Raw genomic sequence first — 22,194 nt, forward strand, 5'->3', positions numbered from 1 at the left:
GCCGGGCTTGGTGATGTTCGCGATCAACACGCTCTCCTCCTTGAGATTGGTTCAGGCCGCTCGGGGACGCATCATGCGATCTGGCTCACTAATTTGACCCCAGCTTAGTACACAATGTGCATGATCTTCATCCTCTATGTGCATGCTACTCCATATTTCTCTGTGCGAGGAACCGGAATCCTGCACCCACAGGACTGAGGTCCACGTGGCCGAGCGCCGGGGTATGCCTGCCGGCTCACGCCCCAGCTGTCACTGCCTTAAGTGCGCGGGCACACCTGGTGTCTATGATCCTGTCGGGTTCGGGAGAGCCCCTTGTAATTGAGAGAGTGACGTCCAGGAAAGTTCAGCGCCATGTCGGGTAACAACGCACCCGGACATTACATTTGGACGTGCTCATCGCACGCGATCGACTGCGCTTCCGTGACAAGCTCGAAATAAGAACGTCGCGGGTCGCTGACGCCGTCCCAGGAGTCCGTCGCGTCCTTCATCTGTTCGACGATGTCTCGCCACGGCGTGCGCTGTGATAGCTCGATCCAGCACCCGAACGTCGACCGCACATTGAGGTAGGCGAAGCGCCCGCCACCCGGCGGGTCCGCGATGAGCCCGACGGAGGCGCCTCCCGCGAGGAAATTCGCCATGGTGGCGTCGAAATCCTCGGTCTCGATCATGAAGTGGTGGAAATACCCCGCCGGCGGGATCTCCACGTCAGGGGTGCCCCACTCCGTCCACGGTGATGGCGCATCGTTGAGGGGGCGGATGACCTCGAACTGCACATTCCCGATGTACCCCATGGCGGTCTCGAGCTTACCGTCGGTGGGCTGCCCACGGTAGATCTGGTTCTCCGGTTGGACGACTGCGGTTTACACGGGCCCGAGCCCGGCGTGGCGCTGCCAGAATCCGACCGTCGCGTCCCAGTTCTCGGCATCGCAGAAGTAGGCCATCTGTCGGATGTTGCTCGGGATCATGACGTGCTCCTTCAGAGTGGGGGCCAGCGCCGTCTCGTTACCAGGCCGCAGAGCCGCGGCTTAACCGCCGCCCCTGGTCGAGCGCATTGATCCGTCCGATATCGGCGGGGTGAGCTCGAAATCGAAGATCTGGAAGTTGGCTTGGATGTGTGCGAACGTCGCGGATTTCGGGAAGACGATCCGCCCCTGCTCAATGTGCCAACGGAGAACGACCTGCGCGATCGACTTGCCGTGTGATTCGGTGATGGCTCCCAGATGAGGCAGCGAGGCGCGATCTACCTTGCCCTGCGCCAGTGGCGCCTACGCCTGCACCCGGACACCGAGCCCCTCCAGGTATGTCCGCAGCTCCCGCTGCTGGAACAGCGGATGGAGCTCGACCTGGTCAACGGTCGGCAGGATCGTCCCCGACCGGCGGATCAGCTCGAGGTCGTTGATACGGAAGTTGGCCACGCCGATGGTGCGGGCCTTTCCGCTCTCGGCAACCTCCTCCATGGACGCCCAGGTGTCCTGAATCAGACCGAGGCCAGGATGTGACCAGTGGATCAGGAAAAGGTCGACATAGTCCAGCCCTAGGCGGTCGAGGCTGTCGTCGCGGGGCACCCCGCTCGTGGCGACCGCACGGCCCAGCCCCTCCTCGTTGCCATAGATCGGAGCGCAGTCGAAGTGGCGGTACCCGACTTCGATCGCCTGCTCGATCGCTCGCGTGCTCGTGTCAATACCCGCAAAATCGAATGGCCCGAGTTTAGGGGATCGCCGGCACACCGCCGAAACTGGTATCGAGACCGCCTTGTTTCATCCGCCCGGACCCCTCAGAACACCGCAATCGGATTAACCGGGGAAGAGGTGCCCCCGTTCAGCACCAGCGGCGCCGTGAACAGCATGAACTCGTCGCGGTCCTCGTCGCGGCAGGCGAGCGCCAGCGGCTCGAGCAGCGCGTTGTCGAGGACCGCCAATCCGTACGAAGCGATCGCCCCGTGAATGGTCCATGTGACGTCGTAGCCGTACGGCTTCGCGTCGAGCATGTCCCAGACGAGCACCCCGACGTCGTGCCGGCGAATGAACGGAAGGCAGGAGGCGTGCAGGCCGGGGCTCTCTCTGATGCCCTCGGCATTGGTGTAGTGACCGTATGGGCGGTCGGGGTGCGCCTGCTGCCATGCCTCGCGGCCGCTGTACACCACAAGCGCATCGCCGGGGCGCAGTTCGATCCCCCGCTTCTCGAGGATCTCCTCGAGTTCGCCGCCGTGCACCGGCTCGTCCTGCTCGACGTAGTCAGTACCTCGATGGCGTGGAACGTCGAGGATGACTCCCCGCGTCATAATTCCGTCGGACCACGCGTCGATCGATCCGAAGTTGGCGCCTCCGATCTCGACGGTCTCCTCGGGCACACGGCCGTTGTACATGCCGTCCTCATCCCAGATGTGGCACAGCGCGTCGAGATGCGTCGTTGCATGACCGTGGGGCGCCAAGCCGAAATAATCGCCGGCGTACCCACCCCTGTGGATCGGACTGCGCGTCCAGGAATGCACGGCCGGCTGCGGATTCCCCGGGCCCGGCGTCGTCGCGATTGGCCGCGAGAGAGACACCGTACGCCCGCTGCGCACGAGTTGCGCTGCTTCGACTCGCTTTGCCGGGGTGATTAGATTGATCGTACCCCGCTCGTCGTCCTCGCCCCAGCGTCCCCAGTTACGCTCGAGGTCGAGGTAGCCACGCACCTCTTCGAAGGTTGGCAGTTTCCTGGCCATGAAGTGACTCCTTTGACGCTTAGATCCGCTTGGATCACCGTATCCAAGCACTTAGTACATACCTTACAATTTCCGGCGTGCTCGTCCAGCGGAATTTCCGCTGAGCCCGGCAAGCCCGACAGCGATCAGCGAGAGAGCCGCGCTGACGACCACTCCGAACGTGACTTCGGCCTTGCCGATCGGTGCAATCAGGTCGGCGACCACCGCGGAGATAGCCTAGCTGGCCGCAAGGCAGGGCATCGCGGTGAGCACGCCGATCGTCCGGGCGGCACGCGCGAGCACGACGCCGATGATGAGCCCGAGGATGCTGCCGATCGGAGCCCATCAGGGCACCGCACCGAAATCAAACGGCGCGGTGAATGCACTGATGGCCACGGCGACCAAGGGGGGCGAGGCTCGCGATGGCGAAGTTGAGGACTGTCATCGCCGGCCACTCTCCGGTGACGATGACCGCCCAGCAGGCTGCTGGAATGCCGCGAGCACCCCGGCGACGACGACGAGCGGGACGAGGAGGAGGTTCTCCAACTCGAAGCGTCCGATACCGGCAACGATCGTTGCAGCGAACGCCGTGGCGATCCCGGCGACCCTCACGACGGTCGTGGCTCGTCGGCCACCCGGTCCGATCCCGCTCGCATCAGCGGCAACCGAGCCTGCCAGCTGCCCGAGCGTCAGTGCGACCGAGAGCGTGACGAGGCCCAACGCCGGCGCAGCTGACACCATCAGAAGGACCGCGACGAAACCCATCAGTCCGCCCAGGAACCACCACCAGCGAATTTCCGAACGTCGCTGCCGGAGGTTCCGCACGGCACGAGGAAACGACCCCAGCGCCAGCGCAAGCGCAAGGCCGAGGACGAGAGCACTGCCTTGATTGATCGCCGTCGCCGGCAGCGCCGAATTCGTCGCGATGCTCACGCTCGCATTCACGGCTGTCTGCACCGTGACCGCAGCGCCGCAGACAAACACCACGGCAATCGAGAGGACGCCCGAGCGCGACACACGTCTCGGATGCACGGGCGCGGCCGATCGGACACATGTATGCAGATAGAATGTAGCTGACCGGGGCCGATGCGGCGTCCCCAGTGGCCACCCCGATCGTCCGCCCTCAGGTTCAGGACGTGAGGCACTTCGTGTCGGCGACCGAGCGATCCAGCGCAGCCTCGCTTGAGGGCGATCTCATCACACCTTGCGAAGAGATCAGCCTCAAGCGGTTCGGTCAGCGATGCCGGCCTCGCACTGTTGCGGCTCAGCGTGCAGTGAGGCCGCCGTCTGCAACGAGCACGGTCCCGGTGATAAATGATGCTTCCTCGGATGCCAGGAATGCGATGACAGCCCCGATCTCCTCCGGACGGCCCCACCGCCGCATCGGGACGCGCAGCTTGCCGTTGATGAGAGCATCACTTTCCTCATCGTTCGCGAAGAAGCTCTCGGTCATCTGAGTGAGGACGTAGCCGGGAGCCACCGCGTTCGATCGCACATTGTCGACGGCATGGCGCAGTGCGATGTCCTTGGTCAGCCCGACCACGCCGTGCTTCGCCGGACCGTATCCATCAGCGCCGAGCGACCCGGTAATGCCCGCAATCGACGTGATGTTGATGATGCTGCCGCCGCCGGACTTGAGAAGGTGCGGAAGCCCGAAGGTCACACCCCGCCACACGCCGTTGAGAAGCATGTCGATGTTGCGCTCGAACCCATGGTCGGTGCCGTTCGGCGCGACGACACCGGCGGAGTTGACGATGACGTCGACCCGACCGAAGCGCTCGTCGGCAGCCTCGAAGCTCGCCTTCATCGACTCGTCCTGCAAGACGTTCGTCGAGACGAACACCGCCTCGACACCCTGCCCAGACAGTTCTTCCGCGAAGGCGGTGCCGCGGCGCTCGTCAAGGTCCGCGACCACGATGTTCGCGCCTCGCTTCGCAAGAGCCTCGGCTCCCGCCCGGCCGAGGCCGTTGGCACCGCCGGCAACCCAGGCGACTCGTCCAGCCATGTCCTGCGACATCATCAATCCTTCCCTACAAATTCTGCAGTCACTTGCTGAAGGAGCTCGAGGTAGGACCGTGTCGGGGCTGTCGCGCGGTCCCACTCAGAGCTCTGCCGCTTCATCTCGGCGATGTTGTTGAAAGCCATAGGAGTTCCTTTCTTCTTCTGCTCCTCCTGGGAAGGACGTCGCATGCTTTGCTGGCCACTGATTCTCTCCTTCATTCGACATCGTTGTCCGACCCGGCGCGAACGCCGCGGTCGAAGTCATTGCTTCATCAGGCGCCCGTGGTGCGCTCAGTGGCCGCGATACCCGCGTGCCAAGGCCTGAAGGCGCGCCTCAAGCTCATCCACCGGCGCGGGGTGGGTGAGGCAGTAGGGGTCGTTGTGCAGGATGGCCTCGGCCACCTGCCAGCCGACCCATTCCGGCCCCTTGGCTGTGCGCTCGGGGCCGACCATCTCGCGTACCTGTACGTATGGGATCACCATCTCGCCCGTCAGCGCCTCGCCGGTGTGCTGATGATGAACGGTCCGGCTTGTCTCACCGATGTTGGTGCTGATCGAGCCCGGGTAGAGGATTGTGACGCCAAAGTCGTCCTCGTGATCCTCGAGTTCGGCCCTCAGCACGTCGCTGAGACCGTCGACCGCCGACTTCGCAGCGGTGTACAGCGCATGGCCGGGGTTCGGCCGCATAACGGCCATCGACGACGTGTTCACGATGTGCTTATGCCCGGACTGCGCACGCATCTTCGGCAGGAAAGTTTGGATGCAGTTGACGGTGCCGAAGTAGTTAACCTCGACCATCCAGCGGAAGTCCTTGAGAGACGCGTTCCAGACCGCGCGGAACGGGCGCCAACTGACCCCGGCGTTGTTGCAGAGGATGTCGACTCTTCCGTACGCGTCGTAGGCGGCGTCGGCCAGCGCGGTAACGTCGTCGAGGTCGGTGACGTCGGCCCGGAACGGAACAGCCCTTCCCCCCGCCGAAGTGATCTCTTCCACGACGTGCGCAGCACTCTTCGCATCGATGTCAGCGACCACGACGCTGGCGCCGCGCCTGGCGAACTCCGACGCCATCGAACGGCCGATCCCGCTGCCGCCTCCGGTGACGACTGCCGCTGCACCCTCGAACTCGAAGTCAGTCATCGTTCAGGTTCACCGCCGTTCCGCTCCCGACGACGAGGACGTCGCATTCTTTGCTGGCCACTGATTCTCTCCTTCATTCGACATCGTTGTCCGACCCGGCGCGAACGCCGCGGTCGAAGTCATTGCTTCATCAGGCGCCCGTGGTGCGCTCAGTGGCCGCGATACCCGCGTGCCAAGGCCTGAAGGCGCGCCTCAAGCTCATCCACCGGCGCGGGGTGGGTGAGGCAGTAGGGGTCGTTGTGCAGGATGGCCTCGGCCACCTGCCAGCCGACCCATTCCGGCCCCTTGGCTGTGCGCTCGGGGCCGGAGTCAGTCATCGTTCAGGTCCCACCGCCGATCCGCTCCGTTGGAAGGTGCGGGTTGAGGTTGGGATTACCACTGGACCGGCAGGCTGCGCATGCCGAAGATAAAGGGATCGCGTCGGAACTCGGGGGTGGCGTTGTCAGCGATACGCAACGAGGGAATCCGCTGGAAGAGCTTGCTGAATACGGCCTGCAGCTCGGCCCGGGCGAGGTTCTGCCCCAGGCAGGAGTGGATGCCGAATCCGAACGCCGTGTGGCCGAAGCTGATGTCACGGTCAAGGTCGATCTCGCTGGGGTTGGGGAACATCTGCGGGTCGTGATTCGCCGCGTGCGGCACGACCGCCAGGCCCTCCCCTGCGGGGATCACGATTTCGTCGACGGTGATCGGTTTCGTCGTCGCACGCCCGATCACCTCTCCGATGATTGACTGCGTGCGCAGCATCTCCTCGATAAGCACTGGAATCTTGTCCGGCTCATCGTTGATGCGCTGAATGAGGTCGCGGTTCTGCATCATCTGGAGCGCGCCAAGGGAGATGGTGTGTGCTGTCGTTTCATGGCCACCGACCACGAGCACGAAGGTGTTCCCGACAGCTGCCTCGTGGGTGAGCTTGCCGGCATCCACCATTCGGATGAGGTCGGTGACGATGCCGCCGGCCGGGTTCTGGCGCTGCTCGGCGAAGATGTCCTCGACGAGCGCGTACAGCTGGGTGATCGCGGCGTTTCGTTTCTCGGCGCTCACCAGGGAGGAGGTGTTGGACTCACCCAGCCGGTCGAAGGTCGCCGCCATGCTGTAGTCGACTCCGAGGAGCATGCACACTACCTTGGAGGGGACCACGAGCCCGAAGTCATGGTACAGGTCGGCCGGGACGCCCTTCTCAAGCAGGTCGTCGATCGTCTGGTCGGTGATGCGCTCGATCTCCGGTTTCCACGCGGCGATCCGCTTGGCCGAGAAGAAGGAGGCGAAAAGCTTCCGCACGCTGCCGTGAAGCGGCGGGTCCATTCGAGGCAGCATGTTGCTCGGGTTTCCCGAGGGCTTGCCGGCACGGAACTGCGGGAATCCCGGCGCCGTCATGTCAGAGGTCAGGCTGTCGGTCTGCTCGAGGATCGACTGCGCTTCCTGCTGCCGCAGCACGAGCCAGGTGTCCTGGCCGTTGGGCAATCGGACCTTCTTCACAGGCGCTTCCTCCCGCCACCGCTCGTACTCCTTGTTCGGTACGAACGGCTCCTGCCGAACACCGGGATAAGCCTCTACAGTCATTGATTGCCTCCATGTTTCATCGTTGAAAAAGGCCGACGTCGCGATCGTAGGGTATTCACATAGTGAATGTCGAGCATGTGCCGCCGGCTCCCTGTACATTCCGGAGGGGACAACACGCATAGTCGCCCCTCCACTCACCCGCGCCCGGCGTCAGTTGCGCGCGAGACCGGCGGTCAATCCGCCGTCGACGACGAACTCCGCCCCCGTCGAGTAGCTCGATGCATCGCTCGCGAGGTAGAGGACGAGTGCGGCGACCTCGTTCGCCTGCCCCTGGCGGTGGAGCGCCACCGCTTCCATTGCCTTCATGTCGCGACCTGAGGTGATGGCGGTCTCGATCCGCCCCGGGTGCACGGAGTTCACTCGGATCCCGTACCGACCGAGATCAAGCGCCGCGCTCTTCGTAAGACCCCGCACGCCGAACTTCGAGGCCGTGTAGGACGGCATCGCCGCGAATCCCTGGATGCCTGCGATCGAGGAGATATTGATGATCGAGCTCTTACCACTGCGCTTCAGGGGCTCGATCGCCGCCTTGATTCCGTAGAACGGACCGGTGAGATTCGCCGCGATGACAAGGTCCCAGGTCTCGAGGGTGTGCTCCTCGATCGGCTGCCACCGGGCGATCCCCGCGTTGTTGACGAGGACGTCGAGACCCCCGAACTCATCCACTGCCGTCTGGACGGCAGCCTCCCAATCGGCGTAGCGCGTGACGTCGAGATGGACGTATCGTGCGGCATCGCCGAGGTCGGCGGCTACCGATGCGCCGTCGTCGTCGCGGAGGTCTCCGATGACGACCTGCGCTCCCTCCTCGACGAATCGCCTCGCCTGCGCGGCTCCCAGTCCGCCCGCGCCACCGCTGATGAGGGCGACTTTCCCTGCCAGTTCTGCCATGTGCGTTGCTGCTTTCTCTTCAGTTCCCTTGCGTTGCCAGCGGCTGCATCGCACCGGCATTGTCGTACTCTGCGATAGCCAGTTGCAGCGACGCTCGCACGTCGTTCCGCCTGAAGCCGAGCGCCTCGGCTGCAGGTTGCGAATCGAACGTCGTATACATGCCTCGCGGCACGATCATCTCGGCGACGTATGGATGCGATGCGTCCCGCACCTCGGTGAGGGTGCGTCCGCCTCCACTGAGGTCAAACACCAGTTGGAAGTAGTCGCGATAGCTGAGGTTCTCATCGCCGACCAGGAACGCCGCGCCCGCCTCGGCACGCTCGAGCGCACCGAACACGGCCTCGGCAACCGACCGCACCGAGATATAGTTCGTGCCGCCGGGTGGCACGAAGTCGGGGACCCGGCCGGCCGACTCTCCCCGCGCCCACGCAAGCAGCCTCGCGAGGTTCCGCTGTCCCGGCCCGATCACCGTCGACGCGTTGAGGGTCGAGACGTTGAAGTCGGCATCGGCGAGGTCGCGCGAACGTTCATCGGCGAGCTTCCTGGCGCGGACATACGCGACCTGGTCCACCAGCTCCGGTTTGGCCATATGGTAGTAGCTGCCCACCTGGACTCCGCGGCGGACGCCCGCGCGCTTCGCCGCTGCGAAGAAGTTCGGCACCCCGTCGGACTGGTACCGCGACCAGTACTCGTCCGTCTGCTGCGCCGGGTCGGCATGACGCACATCCTGGCCCGCGGCAAAAACGACCGCATCGAAGGGCGCAAGATCGCCCTCTGTGTACTCACCCGCCGCGTAATCACGCAGCAGAACCGGGTACGACGCGACCGGTGAACCGGACGCCGGCGGACGCCGGGCGCCGATAACCACGTCATGGCCGTGCGAGGTGAGCAGATCGGCGACGTGATAACCGATCATGCCCGTACCGCCGACGATGAGTGTCTTCATCGTGGCACCACCTTCCTGTTGTAGACAATCCTGATGCCTCAGGCCCGTGCCCTGTCGCCTCCGTGACCGTTCTGGCCCCGCTCCAACACCGCAGCGAGGCACCAGGTAACAGGCGTCACACTACCGCACCTATCAATATGTGCATACCTCTACGAGGGTGGCAGTTGCCGGCTCCCACCTTAACCGCCGGCTCGTGGGGCCGTTGATTCGTCCGTTAGATTGTGGAAGTTTTGGTAGTGCGGCTTCGGCTGAGCGACTTATGTGCCGAACGGCCTCAGCAGGTAACCCAACTACACCGTCGCTGAGAGCCCCTTTCCGCAGGATTAACGTAGATGATCCCAGGCAATAGCTGTATGGTCGATAAAAGGGTTATGCATTAAGTGTATAAACTTCGGTTTGGCGATGGCTCTCCAGCAGCCGCACGCGAGCATGCTGGGAATATCCGCCGAAGGAACGCAAGCAAGCGGCGAAACTGAGAAGCACCAGGGAGAGGGTATTCAATGGGCGACAGGCTCAAGGGAAAGGTAGCGCTTATTACCGGTGCGGCGAGCGGCATGGGTGCAGCCGATGCTCGCCTACTAGCCGAGGAAGGCGCAGCCGTCGTGGCCGCTGACGTGAACCGGACCGGGCTCGACCAGATGGTGGGGGAACTCACCGAAGAGGGGCTAACTGTCTCGGCGGTGACGTTGGACGTGACGGCGCAGGACCAATGGGAATCAGCAGTCAAGTTCGCAGAACAGACATATGGCGACATCTCGGTACTTGTGAACAACGCCGGAATCATTAGTAAAGTCGGCCTGGAGGAGACCACCCAAGAGATCTGGGATCAGACCATCCAGATCAACCAGTTGGGTGTCTTATACGGGATGCAGGCAGTCGTGCCGGGGATGCGTCGTCACGGCGGCGGCTCCATTGTTAACATCGCCTCCATTCTGGGGCTGGTCGCCTCTGGAAGGTCGACCGCATACCATGCCAGCAAGGGCGCGGTGCGGTCGCTGACCAAAGTCGCCGCAGTCGAACTCGGCAAGGACAAGATCCGCGTAAATTCTGTCGACCCAGGTATTATCGAAACCGCCATCGTGACAAACCTGCTTGCGAACGGTCACGACTTTAGCCCGCAGACGAACGCGATACCGCTGGGGCGGATGGGAGACAGCAGGGAGATCGCCTACGCGGTGCTCTTCCTCGCATCAGACGAGTCCTCCTACATCACCGGCACTGACCTCGTCGTCGACGGCGGACTGATCGTCCACCGGTGACACCGGTCCGAACTGTCTCGGTGGAGATGAGACGACCATCCCAGCGTGCGGTGCCTTTACCGAGCGCTGCTCGCCTCACGCGGAATTCTGTGGAGCGCCGACGCCGACCGCCGGGCGATCGAAACTGCCGTCGGGCTCGATTCCGTGCTGATCCTTCGCGAACGATCCGACATCGCTTCAATCATTGCATTCATCGGTCGCCGCCTGGACGACCTTGCCTATGGACAGGGCTGTGGCGGGGTGCCGTCCAACATCGCGACCCCGTTACATTTATTCTGTCTCCGTGGTCGGGGACATGGTCGCTGGATCCGGTATGACTCTGTCGCCCCTGTCATTGATGATCCGAATCTTCTATATCCGTGAAGCGGCGCTTGGGATCATGCCATCGGGCGCGTGGAGCGCGTTGAGGACACGGTAGAGGCGCCGGGCGAGGTATCTCTTGAGGATGCGTCGGATTTCGCGTGGAGTCTTGCCTTCGGCTTTCCGGCGGTCGGCGTAGAGCCGGGTGTCGGGATCGTGGACCATTCTGACCACCGTGGCCATGTGCAGGGCGCTGTTGAGGCGCCTGTCGCCTCTTCGGTTGTGACGGACGGTGTTGCCCGATGATGCGGGGATCGGGTTAACTCCGGCGAGAGCAGCGAAGGCCGCCTCGGAACGCACCCTGCCCGGATGCGACCAGGCGACGTAGACGACGGCCGCGGTGATGGTGCCAACCCCGATCTCCTCCAGCAACGGGGCAGCGGGGCTGGCCTCGAGCAGTTCCGTGCTACGCGCGTGGTTGTCCTTGAGCTCGGCGTCCAATGCGGTGATGCGTTTGGCGAGCCGGACGGCCTCGGCCCGTGCGGTTGCAAGTGCCAGTTCTTCGTCACGAGTGCGCCAGTTGGAGACGTCGGTGATGCGGCTGTCGGTGAGGGGCTTGCGGGCGTCGATACCCAGGTCGACGGTTCGGAGCAGCGCTGTCAGGGCGTTGACCTTCGCAGTCGGCTCAAGGGATATCTGCTCCCGGGCTGCGACCAGGACCCGTAGGGCGGCACGGATCCCGTCGTCCTGGCGCGGGATGCGCAGATGGGCCTCGTCGAGCGGGAGGGCGGCGGCAGCGATCGCCGCGGCATCCAGCGGATCGGATTCCCTGCGCCTCGGCGCGCCCGCGAGTAGACCCGGGGAGCTTCGACGACGTCATAGCCGGCCCTTGCAGCGGCTCCGGCGAGCAGGGCGCCGTAGCTTCCGGTGCCTTCGATAACCATAACGCTTCCAGGTCCCCGCGGTTCGGCGTGCCGCCCAGCCGATCGCGCGGGCCCTGCCCGCATGGGTGTTTGGGAACGTCTCCATGCCCAGTTGCTCGCCGTTGGCGGCGAGCAGGGCGTAGGTGTGGGTGCGGGCTTGGGTGTCCACGCCGATGACGAACGAGCGGGAGTGTGCGACAGTGGTCATCTCGGCCATGAGTTCCTTCCTCGCGAGCGGGGCAGATGCTTCTGGCTGCAGTGCAGCCGGCATTCGGGCTTCGACGCGGATCTGACCCACGAATGCACCCGCGCGATCAACCGGCTGCGGTCGCTGTTGCTGCAGATCTTCCCAGCCTTGGAACGGGCCTTGCCCGGGGACGTGCTCACCCGCCAACTGGTGCTGGACATGCTCATCAAGTACGCCGGTCCGGCCTGCGGGCGGCCGGACGGGGCAACGTGCTGCGCTGGGCCCGTAACCACAGCCGGAAGGACCCGGTGCACCTCATCGATGCCGTCTTCGCTGCCTTTGGCGAGCAGACCGTGATCGTGACCGGCACCGAGGCCGTGGAGTTGGTCATCCCCAGGGTTGCCGGGCAGGTCAAGGAACTGAGGCAGCAGCGGGACATCGTGGCGGAGGAAGTCGAAAAGCTCCTGGACGACTTCCCTCTTTCCAAAGTCTTGATGTCCATGCCGGGAGTAGGCATCAAGACCGCGGCAACGATACTCCTGACCATCGGCGACGGCAGCAGCTTCGAAACCGCCGGACACCTGGCTGCCTACGCCGGCATTGCACCGGTCACGCGTCGTTCCGGCACTTCGATCCGCGGCGAATTCCCCGCCCGCTCCGGGAACAAGCAGTCCAAGAACGCCCTGTTCCGATCCACGTGGGTCGCTTCCTGCCACGACCCGCTGTCCAAGGCCTACTATCAACGCAAACGCAACCGAGGAAAGAAACACAACGCTGCCGTCATCTGCCTCGCCCGACGCCGCTGCGACGTCATCTTCGCCATGCTCAAGAACGGCGCTCTGCGAGCACAAAGACCCCAAAGCAGCTTGACCAAAACCATAGGCAAGTCGGCGAAGAGGACCGCCAGTACCTGCTCTGCCGCGACCTGGACGGGAACTACATCGAGCTCATCAAGGGCACCCCGCCCGGCTGAGCCCGCTGCTGGCCGCCGGAACCCGCCTTAGTGGGCGTCAAGATGCGGCCTGACGGTGCCGTCGCGCGCAATGGTGTCGTACCTGGCGCGCTTGATGCGAATCGTCTCAACCCGCCACCTGCCGTCGCTTTCGCGCACTAGATCTCATGGTAGTGCCCATAATAGATGCGCTCCCGATCCAGTCCTTCCGTGAGGATCAGCCGCTCGACGAGCGCTCAGGTGCCGCGGGCATGGTTCCCGTCAATGACCTCTATGTCCGGGGTTGACACGCGGGTGACGACGAACGTTTTCGCCATCGCGTCGGGAATCCACGCACGAAGATGCGCGCGACCGCGGTGCCGGGTCGGCTCCTTCTGCCCGGGCGGCGGAGCGAAGCTCGCGACGACATTTTCGGCCAGACACTCCCAGTCGCGCTCCTCCAGCGCCCGGACGTATCGGGCCTTGACCCGCATGATCTCCGCGACGATACCATGTGGCGCGATGGCATCGACCGCGCTCATGGGAGCTCCTGAGTGTTCGGGAAAGCCTTCGGGATCGCCTCGCCCAGTCCGAAGTCCGGCGTCGCGACCATCGACACGATCTTGCCGGCGTCATCGAACCGCATCGACTCGTAGACGAACACATGCAGCGGGCCTTCAGGTCGCTCCAACTCCAAATGGAACGTGAAACCCGCATACTGGCCGGCGACAGCCACCACCCCGAGCTGCTCGAGAAACCTCACCTTGCGCGGCCGCGAGTAGAACTCGCGGATGGCGTCACCGGTCTTCGGCTCGCTTCCGATCGGATCCTCGACCGAGGCTCCTTCCGAATAGCAGGAGAGGATGCCCTCGACATCGCTCCGGCGGACGGCATCGAGGTACCCCTCGACCAAGTCGACAATGTGTTCCCTGATCAATGACATGCTGCTCCTTTCGTTGGTCTTCGCGGCCACCGCGGCTACGCGTTCGTGGCGGTGAGCAGCTCGGGCGTGATCACGCGGATCGGATCCGTGCCGTCCCAATTTCGTGCACCCTCCGAAACGAGTCCGTAAATGGAGAGCAGATGATCACTGGCCGAGATGACCTCGAGCATGCACCCCATCTGTGCGCGGGTATCGGCGTAGATCGTGCGCTGTCCTCCGGCGCGCGGCATCTCGCCCGCGATCTCGATTCCTGCTGCTACGAGCACGGCGGCTTCGCTTTCGACGTCGTCGGTGAACTTGCACACATGGTGGAAGCCGGTTTGCCCCGGCGGCACGACATCGCGGTAGGCGGACTCTCCGGGACTCGTCTGCTCAATGAGTTCGATCTGGCTGGCGCCTGCTTGTGCGAGACCGACTCGAATGGTGAGCGGCGCGGCGCGGCCCCGATGGATCGCATGGTCCCACTCGACTTGCATGGTGTAGAATGGCCCGACACCCATTGCAAGCCATCCCTCCATGGCGTGCTCGAGCGAGTCAACGACCCACGCGTACTGGACCACGTCCATCCTGGGCAGAATCACTGCGCCTCCTCATGTCGTTCGGTAGAGCGGTTCATTCAGGGCAGAAGCTCGTGCGCGAGTCCCCCCCACCCCCCCCCGCGGGGCACCGACCCGTGGGGCACGGTCTTAATGGGCCCCAGAGCGTGCTCGAGCCCGAGCTCCGCATGTTGAATGAGCAAGATCGCGAGATCAGGCGGGAAGTGCCTCCTTGCCGGGCGGGCGAAGAGGTCGTTGTCGCCGATGGTTGCCCGGCCTGAGCTACCCCACGCCCGGCGCCAGACACTCAGGTCGTGGCGAAAGTCGGCGTGACGGCGACACTGACTGCGTTGGCGCCGGCGACCTTCCCCTGCAGAGTGTCGATTGCCAGCTCGAACTGGTCAAAGCCGAACGTGTGCGTGCGCAGGCGGTCGATGGGCGCATCGGTCGAGACGAGAAGATCGCACGCACGCTGGTACGCCTCGTTTCCCTGCGCGGCCACGCCGATCATCCGCAGGCCGTTGTCCACCATCCGATCGACCGGGAACCCGTCCATCGGTGCCCCCTTGATGCCCGCCTGCACGAACGTCCCCCCGCTGCGCAATATCGCGAGGCCGTCACGGATCGGCTGCGTAGCGTGCGGTGTCGTGTCGACGACAATATCGAAGCCCTCGCCGCCGGTGGCTTCCATCGCGCGCGTTACAAGATCCTCGTTATTGACGTCGACTGTGACGTTCGCCCCGAGTTCGCGTGCCAATGCGAGCTTGTGCGTATCTCCGCTGAGCCCCGTGCTGAGCACCAGACCTGCACCGGCGAAGCGAGCAGCGATCACGCACGCCAGGCCTCGCTGGCCGGACCCGAGAATCGCGATCCGGTCGCCGGGCTTCAACTCAGGTGTCAGGACAGCCCAGCTCATGGCGTTCGCCAAGGGATTGTAAAGCGTGGCTGTCACGGGGTCGATAGACGAAGGAAGCTTGTAGACAACAGTCTTCGGATCGAGGTAGGCGTGCGTGGAGTATCCGCCCCACAGACCGGGTGATCTGTGCAAGGGGAGGAATCCGTAAAGCGCCGGGGCGGCAGGGTGATTGCGACACAGGTGCGAATCGCCACGGAGACAGACACGGCAGTGCCCGCACGCGATGAGCGGGTTCACTGCGACGCGATCTCCGATCGACAGTCCCGGAGGAGGATTCGGGCCAAGATCCTCAATGATCCCCACGATCTCGTGTCCGAGGATTCGGGGGTATGCGTCGCTTCCGTCCAGCGGGTTCGCGCCGACAACCCCTGCGAACGCTTCGACATCCGTGCCGCAGATGCCGTTTGCTTCCACTCGCAGCAACCCAGCACCCTCGTCGAGACCCGGGAGCGGAATCTCACGGAACTCCTGCTGAAATGGGCCGGTCTGAACCAGAGCCGTCGCCTTACTAACCATATCTGTCCCGATCGTCCAGTGGGTCGGCGCCGCGCAAGTGCCCTGTGCGGCTCACCCCATCTCCTGCTTCATGTACCCGCGGAGGCCCATCCCGGCATCCGACAAGCTCGTAACCTTCCGCACCGAATGAGTCAGGCTGGCGGCGTTGGCTTCCCGTTCACCGCGATAACGTAGTGGGTCGTCGCGCCCGCCTTTCGATACTGCGCGGCCTCCTGGTACTCGGGGGAGTGAAAGAACCGATCGATCTCCTCCATGGAGTCGAACTCCATCACCACGAGATGGCCGGGCGACTCGCCCTCCAGAACAACCGGCGGCTCCTCCAGGGGGGAGACGATGTGAGAGCGCGTCCTGAAATTTTCGAGTATCGCTCTGGCCTTCTGGCGATAAATCGCGTAGGCGTCCGGATCGTGGATGTCGATAGCGGTCACAATATATGCGGACATATTCAGTGTTACCTCACTTTGCGGGAATCGCTGCTTCTTTGCGTGAACCGGTGCTGCGAGCCGCCGACCTCATGCTTTACCTCCAACCGGCCAGCAGCCCGGCGGTCCCACGCTGCAAACCCCACGCCCACGTGGGTGAGGGGGCCGCTACAGAGCACCGACCTATGCATTTATGGCACAAACCCCCTGAAGCATAACCGCCTGAACCGAGCAGTGCAACACACCGACGAGACGCCGTAAAGTGCCCGCGAAAGGGTGACGCTCGGTATGGGAAGTTCGTGAACGGTTCTTGGAGACGATGATGTTCCGGTTGCTCCGCTCGAGAGGTATTTGGCTTTTCTGAGCGCGGTTGATCGGTCGCCGAACACGGCGAAGGCGTATGCGCACGATTTGAAGGACTTCTTCGTTTTCCTCGCCTATCGGGGTCAGGATTGGCGCCGAGTCACGCTGGAAGACCTTGGCGGGTTCGTGGAGTGGCTTCGGCTGCCGCCGGCAGGACGGACCGGACAGGTGGCCGTGTTGCCCGTGGCTGCCTCGCAAGTCAGGCCGGACACGATCAACCGGAAGTTGTCAGGTGAACTCGTTTTACCAGCATCAGGCACACCACGGGGTGGAGCTGGCCGATCTGCTGGTAGCCTGGGCGGCACCGGGAACGGATCTTCGGGGAAGCGTTCTTACACCACATCAGTAAAGGGCGCCCGCAGCAGCGCAGAGCAATCACGTTGCCAATTCCAAACAAGCTGCCCAGGGTGCTGACCGTCGGGGAGGTACGGTCCGTTCTGAACGCGTGCACCCGGTTGAGGGACCGCCTGCTATTCGCGCTGCTTTTTAACACCGGAATGCGCATCGGCGAGGTGCTCGGACTGCGCCACGACGACCTGTCGGTTGTCGAGCGCGAAGTCAGCGTTGTTGCGCGTTTCAACGAGAACGGTTCGACTCATCATGAAAACTTTCCTTGTCATAAGGGCACAGCGCCCGCGTCTGCGTAATCCGTGTAATCTTCCATACAGTTGCACTATGCGCATGATAAACTAGCCTTCAAAAGGGCTGGTACGACATGGCCCTGAACAACAACCCAAAACAAATCCCGGCTTCGAGAGGTTCGCAAGTGTCTGACTGGACTGATATCGACAATAAGATGCTCGACCCTGAGTGGTACACGAATGACGCGTATCACGCGGTCTTCGCGCGCCTTCGCCAAGAAGACCCAGTGCATTACACCCATGACACCGTGTATGGCAAGGACTACTGGCTGCTGACGCGGTATGACGATGTGCGTGATTACCTCGCGGACTTCCGCACATTCAGTTCACGGTGGGAGACGCGGATCCCCAGGAGCCCTAAGCGCTACACCCCCGAGGAGCGCTTCGAGTACGGCTTCTACGCGGATCTCACCCGAATCGACCCGCCCGTCCACACCCTGTATCGAAGGCCCCTCAACAAGTTCTTCAGTGCGCCGGCCATCGGCAAGCACGCCAACCGGGTCGAACAGATCATGGACGAGATCATCGATGACGTGGCGGGTCTGGACGAGTGCGACCTGGTGGAACAGATCGCAGGACAGTTGCCGATGCGGGTGCTGCTGGGGCTACTGGGCGTGCCCGAGGAGGACTGGGATCATCTGCGTGACGCCGTGTGGCGGTGGCTGGCCCCCGGCAACCCCAAGTACACGATCGACAACGACCCGGCGAAGACGTCGCTCATCGGGCAGCAGCAGCTCATGGAATACTGCGAGAAGCTTGCGCTCGCGCGCCGCGCGGAGCCCCAGGACGACTTCGCGACTCTCATTGCGAACCTGACGATAGATGGAGATCTCCTCAGCGTCTACGAGCTCCGCACGTATTTCAAGATCATAATCGGTGCGGGATTGGAGACTACGCGCAACGCCGGGGCTGTCGGTCTCTGGCTGTTCATGACGCACCCCGACCAGCGCGAACTGTTGTTGAGCGATCCGACGCGCATCAACGGGGCGATAGACGAGGTGCTGCGTTGGGTGACACCGGCGAAGTCCCGCTTCAGAGTCGCGACGAAGGACCTGGAATTGCATGGCAAGCGCATCAAGGAAGGTGATTGGGTCATCGGTTCTTTGGCCTCTGCGAACCGTGACGAGACGAAGTTCGAGAACCCGAACGTGTTCGACATCACCCGGCCAGAGGTGCCGCATCTGAGCTTCGCCCACGGCGTGCACCTCTGCCTGGGGCGGATGCTCGCTCGTCTCGAGCTAAAGACGATGCTTCTCCGCGTCCTGACCGCGTTCCCCGACATACAGCCCACAGCTGAGCCGACATGGCTGCCAGACGTGACCTCGACGGGATTCATCTCTCTCCCCGTGGCATACACGCCGCGCACTTCGGCCCTGGTCGGCTGAACCACACTGATGGATGAAGAGACACGTAACGCAAGTACGTCGTCACAGGTTCGACCAGCGGGATCGGAAAAGCGGTTGCCGAGCTCTTGACCGAGCGTGATAACTGTGTAATCGGAGTCGATGTCCGCGACGCCGAAAACAGCGTGGATCTCTCGACGGATGCAGGGCGTCGCGCTCTCGTCTCGGAAGCCGCCAACCTCAGCGGTGGCACGATCGATGCTGTTATCGCAAGTGCGGGACTGGCGCCACCGCCCCCTGCGACGGTGGCGGTGAACTACCTCGGTGCGACCGCCACCCTCGAGGGGTTGCGCCCTCTACTGGTCGACTCTCCTGCGCCGCGTGCAGTGGCGACGTGTCCGACGTCGGCACCATCAGTCGTCACGTGACGGAGTCAGGAGCCAGCCACCTCGCCGTCGTCGACATCGATCTGACGAAGGCCGAGGAGGCGACAGCCGGCGTCGCCGGCAGCTTCGATCTCGAGGTGCTGCCCTTGGGCGCGGACGCGCGGTCCTCAGCCGAGGTGACAGCGGCCTGACGACTGCAGTGCGCGAGTTCGGCGGGCTCGACGTGCTCATTACGGTCGTCGGTAGCGCAGGTACATTCGTCCCATGGCGACACCTGCACGACATGTCGGATGAACAGTGGGATCTGCTTTTCGAGGTGAACCTTCGTTACGTCTTCCATGCGCTCCGTGCGGTTTTGCCGACCTTCATCGAGAACGGCGGCGGAACGATTGTCAGCCTCGGGTCGGACGCAGGCACGCCTGGCATTCCGCTCACTGGCGCCTATGGTGCGGTCAAGGCCTGGGCTCGCCAACCTTGCGGCCACCGTCTCGGCGAAGTACGGACGCCAGGGCGTTCGCATGAACGTCATCCACGCGGGCATGATCATGACCCCGGCGGCCATCGTGAGCCTGCCGGATGCGATTCGAGAGGCGATGGCACGCGCCGTTCCTGCCGAGCGTCTGGGGACGCCGGACGACATCGCTCGCGTCCGATGATTCGAGCTACCTGATGGGCCAGGCGATCAGTATCGACGGCGGCGCTTCCGCGACCACCGTTCTGCCTGCCCCGAAGCCCGCGAAGTAGCTCACGAGCATCACTGTCGAGCTCGCGCACAAAAGACCGGGCATCGCGCGGCCGCATGTGCTCGAGCATGTCGCCAATCTTGGGGCAGGACGCATGCGGCACAATATGCATAGGTGCGTCGACTAGCAACCATCATCCCCCGGCCCGGCTGCTCGCCGAATGCCGCCGAGGGACCCGTTCCGCTCCACCTGTTCCCCGCAATATAGGGGTGCGCTAAGGTGTTACCAGATCAAAGGAGATTGCACTATGTACAAACCTCAATTTCGGTCCAAGCTGACGAAGATGATCGAATCGGGCCAGACGCCGCTCGGCGCCTGGCTCACCTCGACCGACCCATCCACGTCGATGATCCTCGGCAGCGTCGGCTACGACTTCCTGATCATCGATGATGAGCACGGGGTGCTGGGCCCGCGCGACATCCTCAATCACGTCCGGTCCGCCTGGGCGAACGGCATTCCCGCGATCCAGCGAGTCGGGTCCAACGACCTTCGGACCATTCAGCGGGCGCTGGACACCGGGGCCGACGGGGTCATCGTGCCGAAGGTCAGCACTGCCGACGAGGCACGGCGCGCCGTGCAGTGCAGCCGTTACCAGCCGTCCGGGCGCGGTCAATGCCAGGTCGTGCCCGCGACGACCTGGTCACAGGACGACTGGTCCGGGTATGTCGACAACGCGAATCGCGAGATCACCGTGATCCCGCTGATCGAGACCGCAGCCGGCGTCGAGAACTTCGCCGAGATCGCTGATCTCGACGGCATCGACTTCGCGTTCTTCGGCTACGCCGACCTTGCGCTCGACATCGGCCTCGACATGTACACCGAGCGCGAGAAGCTCGCCCCGTACTGGGATCATGTCAGGTCGGTCGCCGCCGCGAAGGGCATCAAACTGGGCACCCCGCTCGGCGCCGGTTTCGAGGGAACGACGTGGGGCACGGCCGGGAGCGACCTCAATCTCCTGCGCACATCGGCCCAGGAGGCCATCCGCGTCGCCCGCGAACGCTACTCCCCCGTCTCGGCTTAGAACCGTTCTCATGATGGCTGCGCCGGGCCCGGGACACGTGAGCTCTCCAGCGCCGGTAATCCCGCCTGGTCCGCACGACCCCGGGCCCCGTTCGGCGCCGCTCATCGTGCTGCTCGCGACGCTCACGGTCATGGGCCCGCTCACGATCGACTTCGTTCTTCCCGCAACCGCGCCGATGGTCGCCGGAGTCGGTGCCCCGGCGAATGTCAGCGCGACGGCGATCACCGCCGCGTTCCTCGGAGTCGGCGTGGGACAGTTCTTCTGGGGCCCCGTGAGCGACCGCTACGGACGCCGGAGACCGCTCCTGTTCGGCATCGGCATCTTCGTCCTCGCCTCGATCGGCTGCGCGACAGCGCCCAACGCGGAGGTCCTCATCACCTGTCGGGCGATCGGGGGTCTCTGCGCGGGCTCGGGGATGGTCATCGGACGCTCGATTCTCCGCGATCTCTTCCATGGCCCTGCGCTCGCTCGCATGTACACGCGCCTCGTCATTCCGATCGCATTCACCTCGGTCCTCGGCCCCATCCTCGGCAGCCTGATATCGGAAGCGGCGAATTGGCGGTGGGTCTTCGTCGCGATCACGGCGATCGGAGTCGCCCTCGGCATCCTAAGCGCCATCATGCTGCCGGAGACGGCCCCCGCGGCTGCCGGCCGGGGGCACGGGTTCGCCGCCCTGCGCACCTACCTCGCCCCCATACGCGAGCCGAGCTTCCTCGTGTCCGGAGGGGTCGTCGTAGTCGGTTCGGTGACAATGTTCACCTGCGTCACGTCGCTCTCCACCGTGCTGCAGCAGGAGCGGGGGCTGGATGCCGTGGCGTTCGCTCTCGCGTTCGCGGTGAACAATATCGCGATCCTCTGCGGGAGCCAGCTCGCAGCCTTCATCAGTCGGTTCGTCGCACCCCGGGTGATTCTGCTCACCTCCGTGGCGCTCTCGGTCACGGGTTGCGCGGCAACGCTTCTCGTGGTCATCTTCGACGGGCCGCTCTGGATGCTGCAGGCCGCCCTGTTCGCCGTCACCTTCCAGCACGGTGTCATCTCACCGATGGGGACCGCAGTCGCCGTCGACCGCCTGCAGAGGAGCATCGGCGCGGGCGTCGCCGCCATCGGAGGTCTTCAATACTTCGTGGGCAGCATCATCGCCGGGACCGTCGCGGCGGTCTTCGGGACCTCCTCGCTCATCATGGCGATCGGCATGGTCGTGACGAGCGGATTGGCACTGCTGATCAGCCTGGTCAGGCGCAAGGCGTGAACGCGATCCGGACAGTCCGAGCGGACGAGACGCTGCTCACCGTCGCCAATTTTCGAGCAAGCGGCGACAGGTGTGCCGACGCGGAAGCCGGGAGGTTTCCGCGCTCGGGCTGGGCCGATGAACGGGCGATACGAGGTGCAAGGTCGACACCTTCGATGCCATTCCGGCGCATGGTGAGCATGAGTTCGCCTGCTCTGCGCCGGCTGGGCCTAAATGCACATAGTGCAGAGATTAGACACTTTCCAACCGGTAGGTGGGTATGCTTTATGTGAAAACTAGGACAGCCACGCTGGCAAT

At 63.8% G+C, this 22,194-nt stretch carries 23 protein-coding genes and 4 pseudogenes; 10 read left to right on the forward strand and 17 right to left on the reverse strand.

Annotation, left to right across the window (positions count from 1 at the left end):
- Nucleotides 1-377: 377 nt before the first annotated feature.
- From AC5RWU_RS16670 to AC5RWU_RS16720, 11 genes and pseudogenes are all read right to left on the reverse strand, one after another.
- Entirely contained in the window at nucleotides 378-791 is a 414-nt protein-coding gene (locus AC5RWU_RS16670; protein ID WP_494037086.1) for a VOC family protein, read from the reverse strand.
- A gap of 234 nt (nucleotides 792-1,025) precedes the next feature.
- Nucleotides 1,026-1,727: pseudogene (locus AC5RWU_RS16675) on the reverse strand (aldo/keto reductase).
- A 47-nt stretch (nucleotides 1,728-1,774) separates the two neighbouring features.
- Nucleotides 1,775-2,707, reverse strand: a complete 933-nt coding sequence (locus AC5RWU_RS16680; RefSeq protein ID WP_494032138.1) for a cyclase family protein — start codon at nucleotides 2,705-2,707, stop codon at nucleotides 1,775-1,777.
- 63 nt (nucleotides 2,708-2,770) lie between these two features.
- Complete coding sequence (locus tag AC5RWU_RS16685) at nucleotides 2,771-2,911, reverse strand: hypothetical protein (protein ID WP_494032137.1); 141 nt, start codon at nucleotides 2,909-2,911, stop codon at nucleotides 2,771-2,773.
- A 216-nt stretch (nucleotides 2,912-3,127) separates the two neighbouring features.
- Entirely contained in the window at nucleotides 3,128-3,718 is a 591-nt protein-coding gene (locus AC5RWU_RS16690; protein WP_494037087.1) for a DMT family transporter, read from the reverse strand.
- Nucleotides 3,719-3,950: 232 nt separating this feature from the next.
- The gene (locus AC5RWU_RS16695) at nucleotides 3,951-4,706 is read right to left on the reverse strand and encodes an SDR family NAD(P)-dependent oxidoreductase (RefSeq protein ID WP_494032135.1); all 756 of its coding nucleotides are present in this window, start codon (nucleotides 4,704-4,706) and stop codon (nucleotides 3,951-3,953) included.
- A gap of 272 nt (nucleotides 4,707-4,978) precedes the next feature.
- Nucleotides 4,979-5,824: an SDR family NAD(P)-dependent oxidoreductase gene (locus tag AC5RWU_RS16700; protein ID WP_494032134.1), complete on the reverse strand. Its 846-nt coding sequence runs from the start codon at nucleotides 5,822-5,824 to the stop codon at nucleotides 4,979-4,981.
- 149 nt (nucleotides 5,825-5,973) lie between these two features.
- Entirely contained in the window at nucleotides 5,974-6,141 is a 168-nt protein-coding gene (locus AC5RWU_RS16705) for a hypothetical protein (RefSeq protein WP_494032133.1), read from the reverse strand.
- A gap of 55 nt (nucleotides 6,142-6,196) precedes the next feature.
- Complete coding sequence (locus tag AC5RWU_RS16710) at nucleotides 6,197-7,384, reverse strand: cytochrome P450 (protein ID WP_494032132.1); 1,188 nt, start codon at nucleotides 7,382-7,384, stop codon at nucleotides 6,197-6,199.
- Between the two features lie 150 nt (nucleotides 7,385-7,534).
- Nucleotides 7,535-8,272 (reverse strand): glucose 1-dehydrogenase, encoded by a 738-nt coding sequence (locus AC5RWU_RS16715; protein ID WP_494032131.1) that lies wholly within the window; start codon nucleotides 8,270-8,272, stop codon nucleotides 7,535-7,537.
- A 19-nt stretch (nucleotides 8,273-8,291) separates the two neighbouring features.
- Nucleotides 8,292-9,218 (reverse strand): NAD-dependent epimerase/dehydratase family protein, encoded by a 927-nt coding sequence (locus tag AC5RWU_RS16720; RefSeq protein ID WP_494032130.1) that lies wholly within the window; start codon nucleotides 9,216-9,218, stop codon nucleotides 8,292-8,294.
- A gap of 500 nt (nucleotides 9,219-9,718) precedes the next feature.
- On the opposite strand from AC5RWU_RS16720, the gene AC5RWU_RS16725 reads away from it, so the two are divergent.
- The gene (locus AC5RWU_RS16725; RefSeq protein ID WP_494032129.1) at nucleotides 9,719-10,477 is read left to right on the forward strand and encodes an SDR family NAD(P)-dependent oxidoreductase; all 759 of its coding nucleotides are present in this window, start codon (nucleotides 9,719-9,721) and stop codon (nucleotides 10,475-10,477) included.
- A 351-nt stretch (nucleotides 10,478-10,828) separates the two neighbouring features.
- Here the strand turns inward: AC5RWU_RS16725 and AC5RWU_RS16730 are convergent.
- Nucleotides 10,829-11,908 (reverse strand): annotated as a pseudogene (locus AC5RWU_RS16730) (IS110 family RNA-guided transposase).
- A 63-nt stretch (nucleotides 11,909-11,971) separates the two neighbouring features.
- On the opposite strand from AC5RWU_RS16730, the pseudogene AC5RWU_RS16735 reads away from it, so the two are divergent.
- Nucleotides 11,972-12,723 (forward strand): annotated as a pseudogene (locus AC5RWU_RS16735) (transposase); the annotation flags it as partial.
- A 352-nt stretch (nucleotides 12,724-13,075) separates the two neighbouring features.
- Here AC5RWU_RS16735 and AC5RWU_RS16740 read toward each other — a convergent pair.
- The 5 genes from AC5RWU_RS16740 to AC5RWU_RS16760 form a co-directional block, all read right to left on the reverse strand.
- Entirely contained in the window at nucleotides 13,076-13,360 is a 285-nt protein-coding gene (locus tag AC5RWU_RS16740; protein WP_494032128.1) for a nuclear transport factor 2 family protein, read from the reverse strand.
- Nucleotides 13,357-13,761, reverse strand: a complete 405-nt coding sequence (locus AC5RWU_RS16745) for a nuclear transport factor 2 family protein (RefSeq protein ID WP_494032127.1) — start codon at nucleotides 13,759-13,761, stop codon at nucleotides 13,357-13,359. The genes AC5RWU_RS16740 and AC5RWU_RS16745 overlap by 4 nt, the downstream gene beginning before the upstream one ends.
- A 35-nt stretch (nucleotides 13,762-13,796) precedes the next feature.
- On the reverse strand, nucleotides 13,797-14,342 hold the full coding sequence (locus AC5RWU_RS16750) for a VOC family protein (RefSeq protein WP_494032126.1): 546 nt from the start codon (nucleotides 14,340-14,342) through the stop codon (nucleotides 13,797-13,799).
- 262 nt (nucleotides 14,343-14,604) lie between these two features.
- Nucleotides 14,605-15,729: a zinc-dependent alcohol dehydrogenase gene (locus AC5RWU_RS16755; RefSeq protein WP_494032125.1), complete on the reverse strand. Its 1,125-nt coding sequence runs from the start codon at nucleotides 15,727-15,729 to the stop codon at nucleotides 14,605-14,607.
- Nucleotides 15,730-15,860: 131 nt separating this feature from the next.
- The gene (locus AC5RWU_RS16760; protein WP_494032124.1) at nucleotides 15,861-16,172 is read right to left on the reverse strand and encodes a DUF1330 domain-containing protein; all 312 of its coding nucleotides are present in this window, start codon (nucleotides 16,170-16,172) and stop codon (nucleotides 15,861-15,863) included.
- A 330-nt stretch (nucleotides 16,173-16,502) separates the two neighbouring features.
- Between AC5RWU_RS16760 and AC5RWU_RS16765 the strand changes: the two genes are divergently transcribed.
- The 8 genes and pseudogenes from AC5RWU_RS16765 (at nucleotide 16,503) to AC5RWU_RS16800 (ending at nucleotide 21,897) form a co-directional block, all read left to right on the forward strand.
- Nucleotides 16,503-16,928 carry a site-specific integrase gene (locus AC5RWU_RS16765; RefSeq protein WP_494032123.1) on the forward strand — a complete coding sequence of 142 codons (426 nt, stop codon included), beginning with the start codon at nucleotides 16,503-16,505 and terminating at the stop codon, nucleotides 16,926-16,928.
- On the forward strand, nucleotides 16,922-17,161 hold the full coding sequence (locus AC5RWU_RS16770; RefSeq protein ID WP_494032122.1) for a tyrosine-type recombinase/integrase: 240 nt from the start codon (nucleotides 16,922-16,924) through the stop codon (nucleotides 17,159-17,161). Before AC5RWU_RS16765 ends, AC5RWU_RS16770 begins: the two co-directional genes overlap by 7 nt.
- Nucleotides 17,162-17,229: 68 nt before the next feature.
- Nucleotides 17,230-18,540 carry a cytochrome P450 gene (locus tag AC5RWU_RS16775; RefSeq protein WP_494032121.1) on the forward strand — a complete coding sequence of 437 codons (1,311 nt, stop codon included), beginning with the start codon at nucleotides 17,230-17,232 and terminating at the stop codon, nucleotides 18,538-18,540.
- 382 nt (nucleotides 18,541-18,922) lie between these two features.
- A complete protein-coding gene (locus tag AC5RWU_RS16780; protein ID WP_494032120.1) occupies nucleotides 18,923-19,075 on the forward strand; it encodes a hypothetical protein in 153 nt (50 codons plus the stop codon).
- An 8-nt stretch (nucleotides 19,076-19,083) separates the two neighbouring features.
- Nucleotides 19,084-19,284, forward strand: a pseudogene (locus AC5RWU_RS16785) (SDR family NAD(P)-dependent oxidoreductase); the annotation flags it as partial.
- Nucleotides 19,223-19,540: an SDR family oxidoreductase gene (locus AC5RWU_RS16790; RefSeq protein ID WP_494037090.1), complete on the forward strand. Its 318-nt coding sequence runs from the start codon at nucleotides 19,223-19,225 to the stop codon at nucleotides 19,538-19,540. The pseudogene AC5RWU_RS16785 and the gene AC5RWU_RS16790, both read left to right, overlap by 62 nt.
- Nucleotides 19,541-19,874: 334 nt before the next feature.
- Nucleotides 19,875-20,648 (forward strand): HpcH/HpaI aldolase family protein, encoded by a 774-nt coding sequence (locus AC5RWU_RS16795; protein ID WP_494032118.1) that lies wholly within the window; start codon nucleotides 19,875-19,877, stop codon nucleotides 20,646-20,648.
- Nucleotides 20,649-20,685: 37 nt separating this feature from the next.
- The gene (locus tag AC5RWU_RS16800; RefSeq protein ID WP_494037088.1) at nucleotides 20,686-21,897 is read left to right on the forward strand and encodes an MFS transporter; all 1,212 of its coding nucleotides are present in this window, start codon (nucleotides 20,686-20,688) and stop codon (nucleotides 21,895-21,897) included.
- Nucleotides 21,898-22,194: the final 297 nt, after the last annotated feature.

Source organism: Arthrobacter sp. B0427-1-12 (genome assembly GCF_059092905.1).

Coding starts and splice junctions, on each gene's coding strand:
- AC5RWU_RS16710 (WP_494032132.1), bottom strand. CDS start 7,384: ATGACTGTAGAGGCTTATCCCGGTGTTCGGCAGGAGCCGTTCGTACCG.
- AC5RWU_RS16790 (WP_494037090.1), top strand. CDS start 19,223: ATGCGCTCCGTGCGGTTTTGCCGACCTTCATCGAGAACGGCGGCGGAA.
- AC5RWU_RS16725 (WP_494032129.1), top strand. CDS start 9,719: ATGGGCGACAGGCTCAAGGGAAAGGTAGCGCTTATTACCGGTGCGGCG.
- AC5RWU_RS16775 (WP_494032121.1), top strand. CDS start 17,230: ATGGCCCTGAACAACAACCCAAAACAAATCCCGGCTTCGAGAGGTTCG.
- AC5RWU_RS16700 (WP_494032134.1), bottom strand. CDS start 5,824: ATGACTGACTTCGAGTTCGAGGGTGCAGCGGCAGTCGTCACCGGAGGC.
- AC5RWU_RS16755 (WP_494032125.1), bottom strand. CDS start 15,729: ATGGTTAGTAAGGCGACGGCTCTGGTTCAGACCGGCCCATTTCAGCAG.
- AC5RWU_RS16695 (WP_494032135.1), bottom strand. CDS start 4,706: ATGATGTCGCAGGACATGGCTGGACGAGTCGCCTGGGTTGCCGGCGGT.
- AC5RWU_RS16705 (WP_494032133.1), bottom strand. CDS start 6,141: ATGACTGACTCCGGCCCCGAGCGCACAGCCAAGGGGCCGGAATGGGTC.
- AC5RWU_RS16745 (WP_494032127.1), bottom strand. CDS start 13,761: ATGTCATTGATCAGGGAACACATTGTCGACTTGGTCGAGGGGTACCTC.
- AC5RWU_RS16795 (WP_494032118.1), top strand. CDS start 19,875: ATGTACAAACCTCAATTTCGGTCCAAGCTGACGAAGATGATCGAATCG.
- AC5RWU_RS16740 (WP_494032128.1), bottom strand. CDS start 13,360: ATGAGCGCGGTCGATGCCATCGCGCCACATGGTATCGTCGCGGAGATC.
- AC5RWU_RS16720 (WP_494032130.1), bottom strand. CDS start 9,218: ATGAAGACACTCATCGTCGGCGGTACGGGCATGATCGGTTATCACGTC.
- AC5RWU_RS16715 (WP_494032131.1), bottom strand. CDS start 8,272: ATGGCAGAACTGGCAGGGAAAGTCGCCCTCATCAGCGGTGGCGCGGGC.
- AC5RWU_RS16760 (WP_494032124.1), bottom strand. CDS start 16,172: ATGTCCGCATATATTGTGACCGCTATCGACATCCACGATCCGGACGCC.
- AC5RWU_RS16670 (WP_494037086.1), bottom strand. CDS start 791: ATGGGGTACATCGGGAATGTGCAGTTCGAGGTCATCCGCCCCCTCAAC.
- AC5RWU_RS16680 (WP_494032138.1), bottom strand. CDS start 2,707: ATGGCCAGGAAACTGCCAACCTTCGAAGAGGTGCGTGGCTACCTCGAC.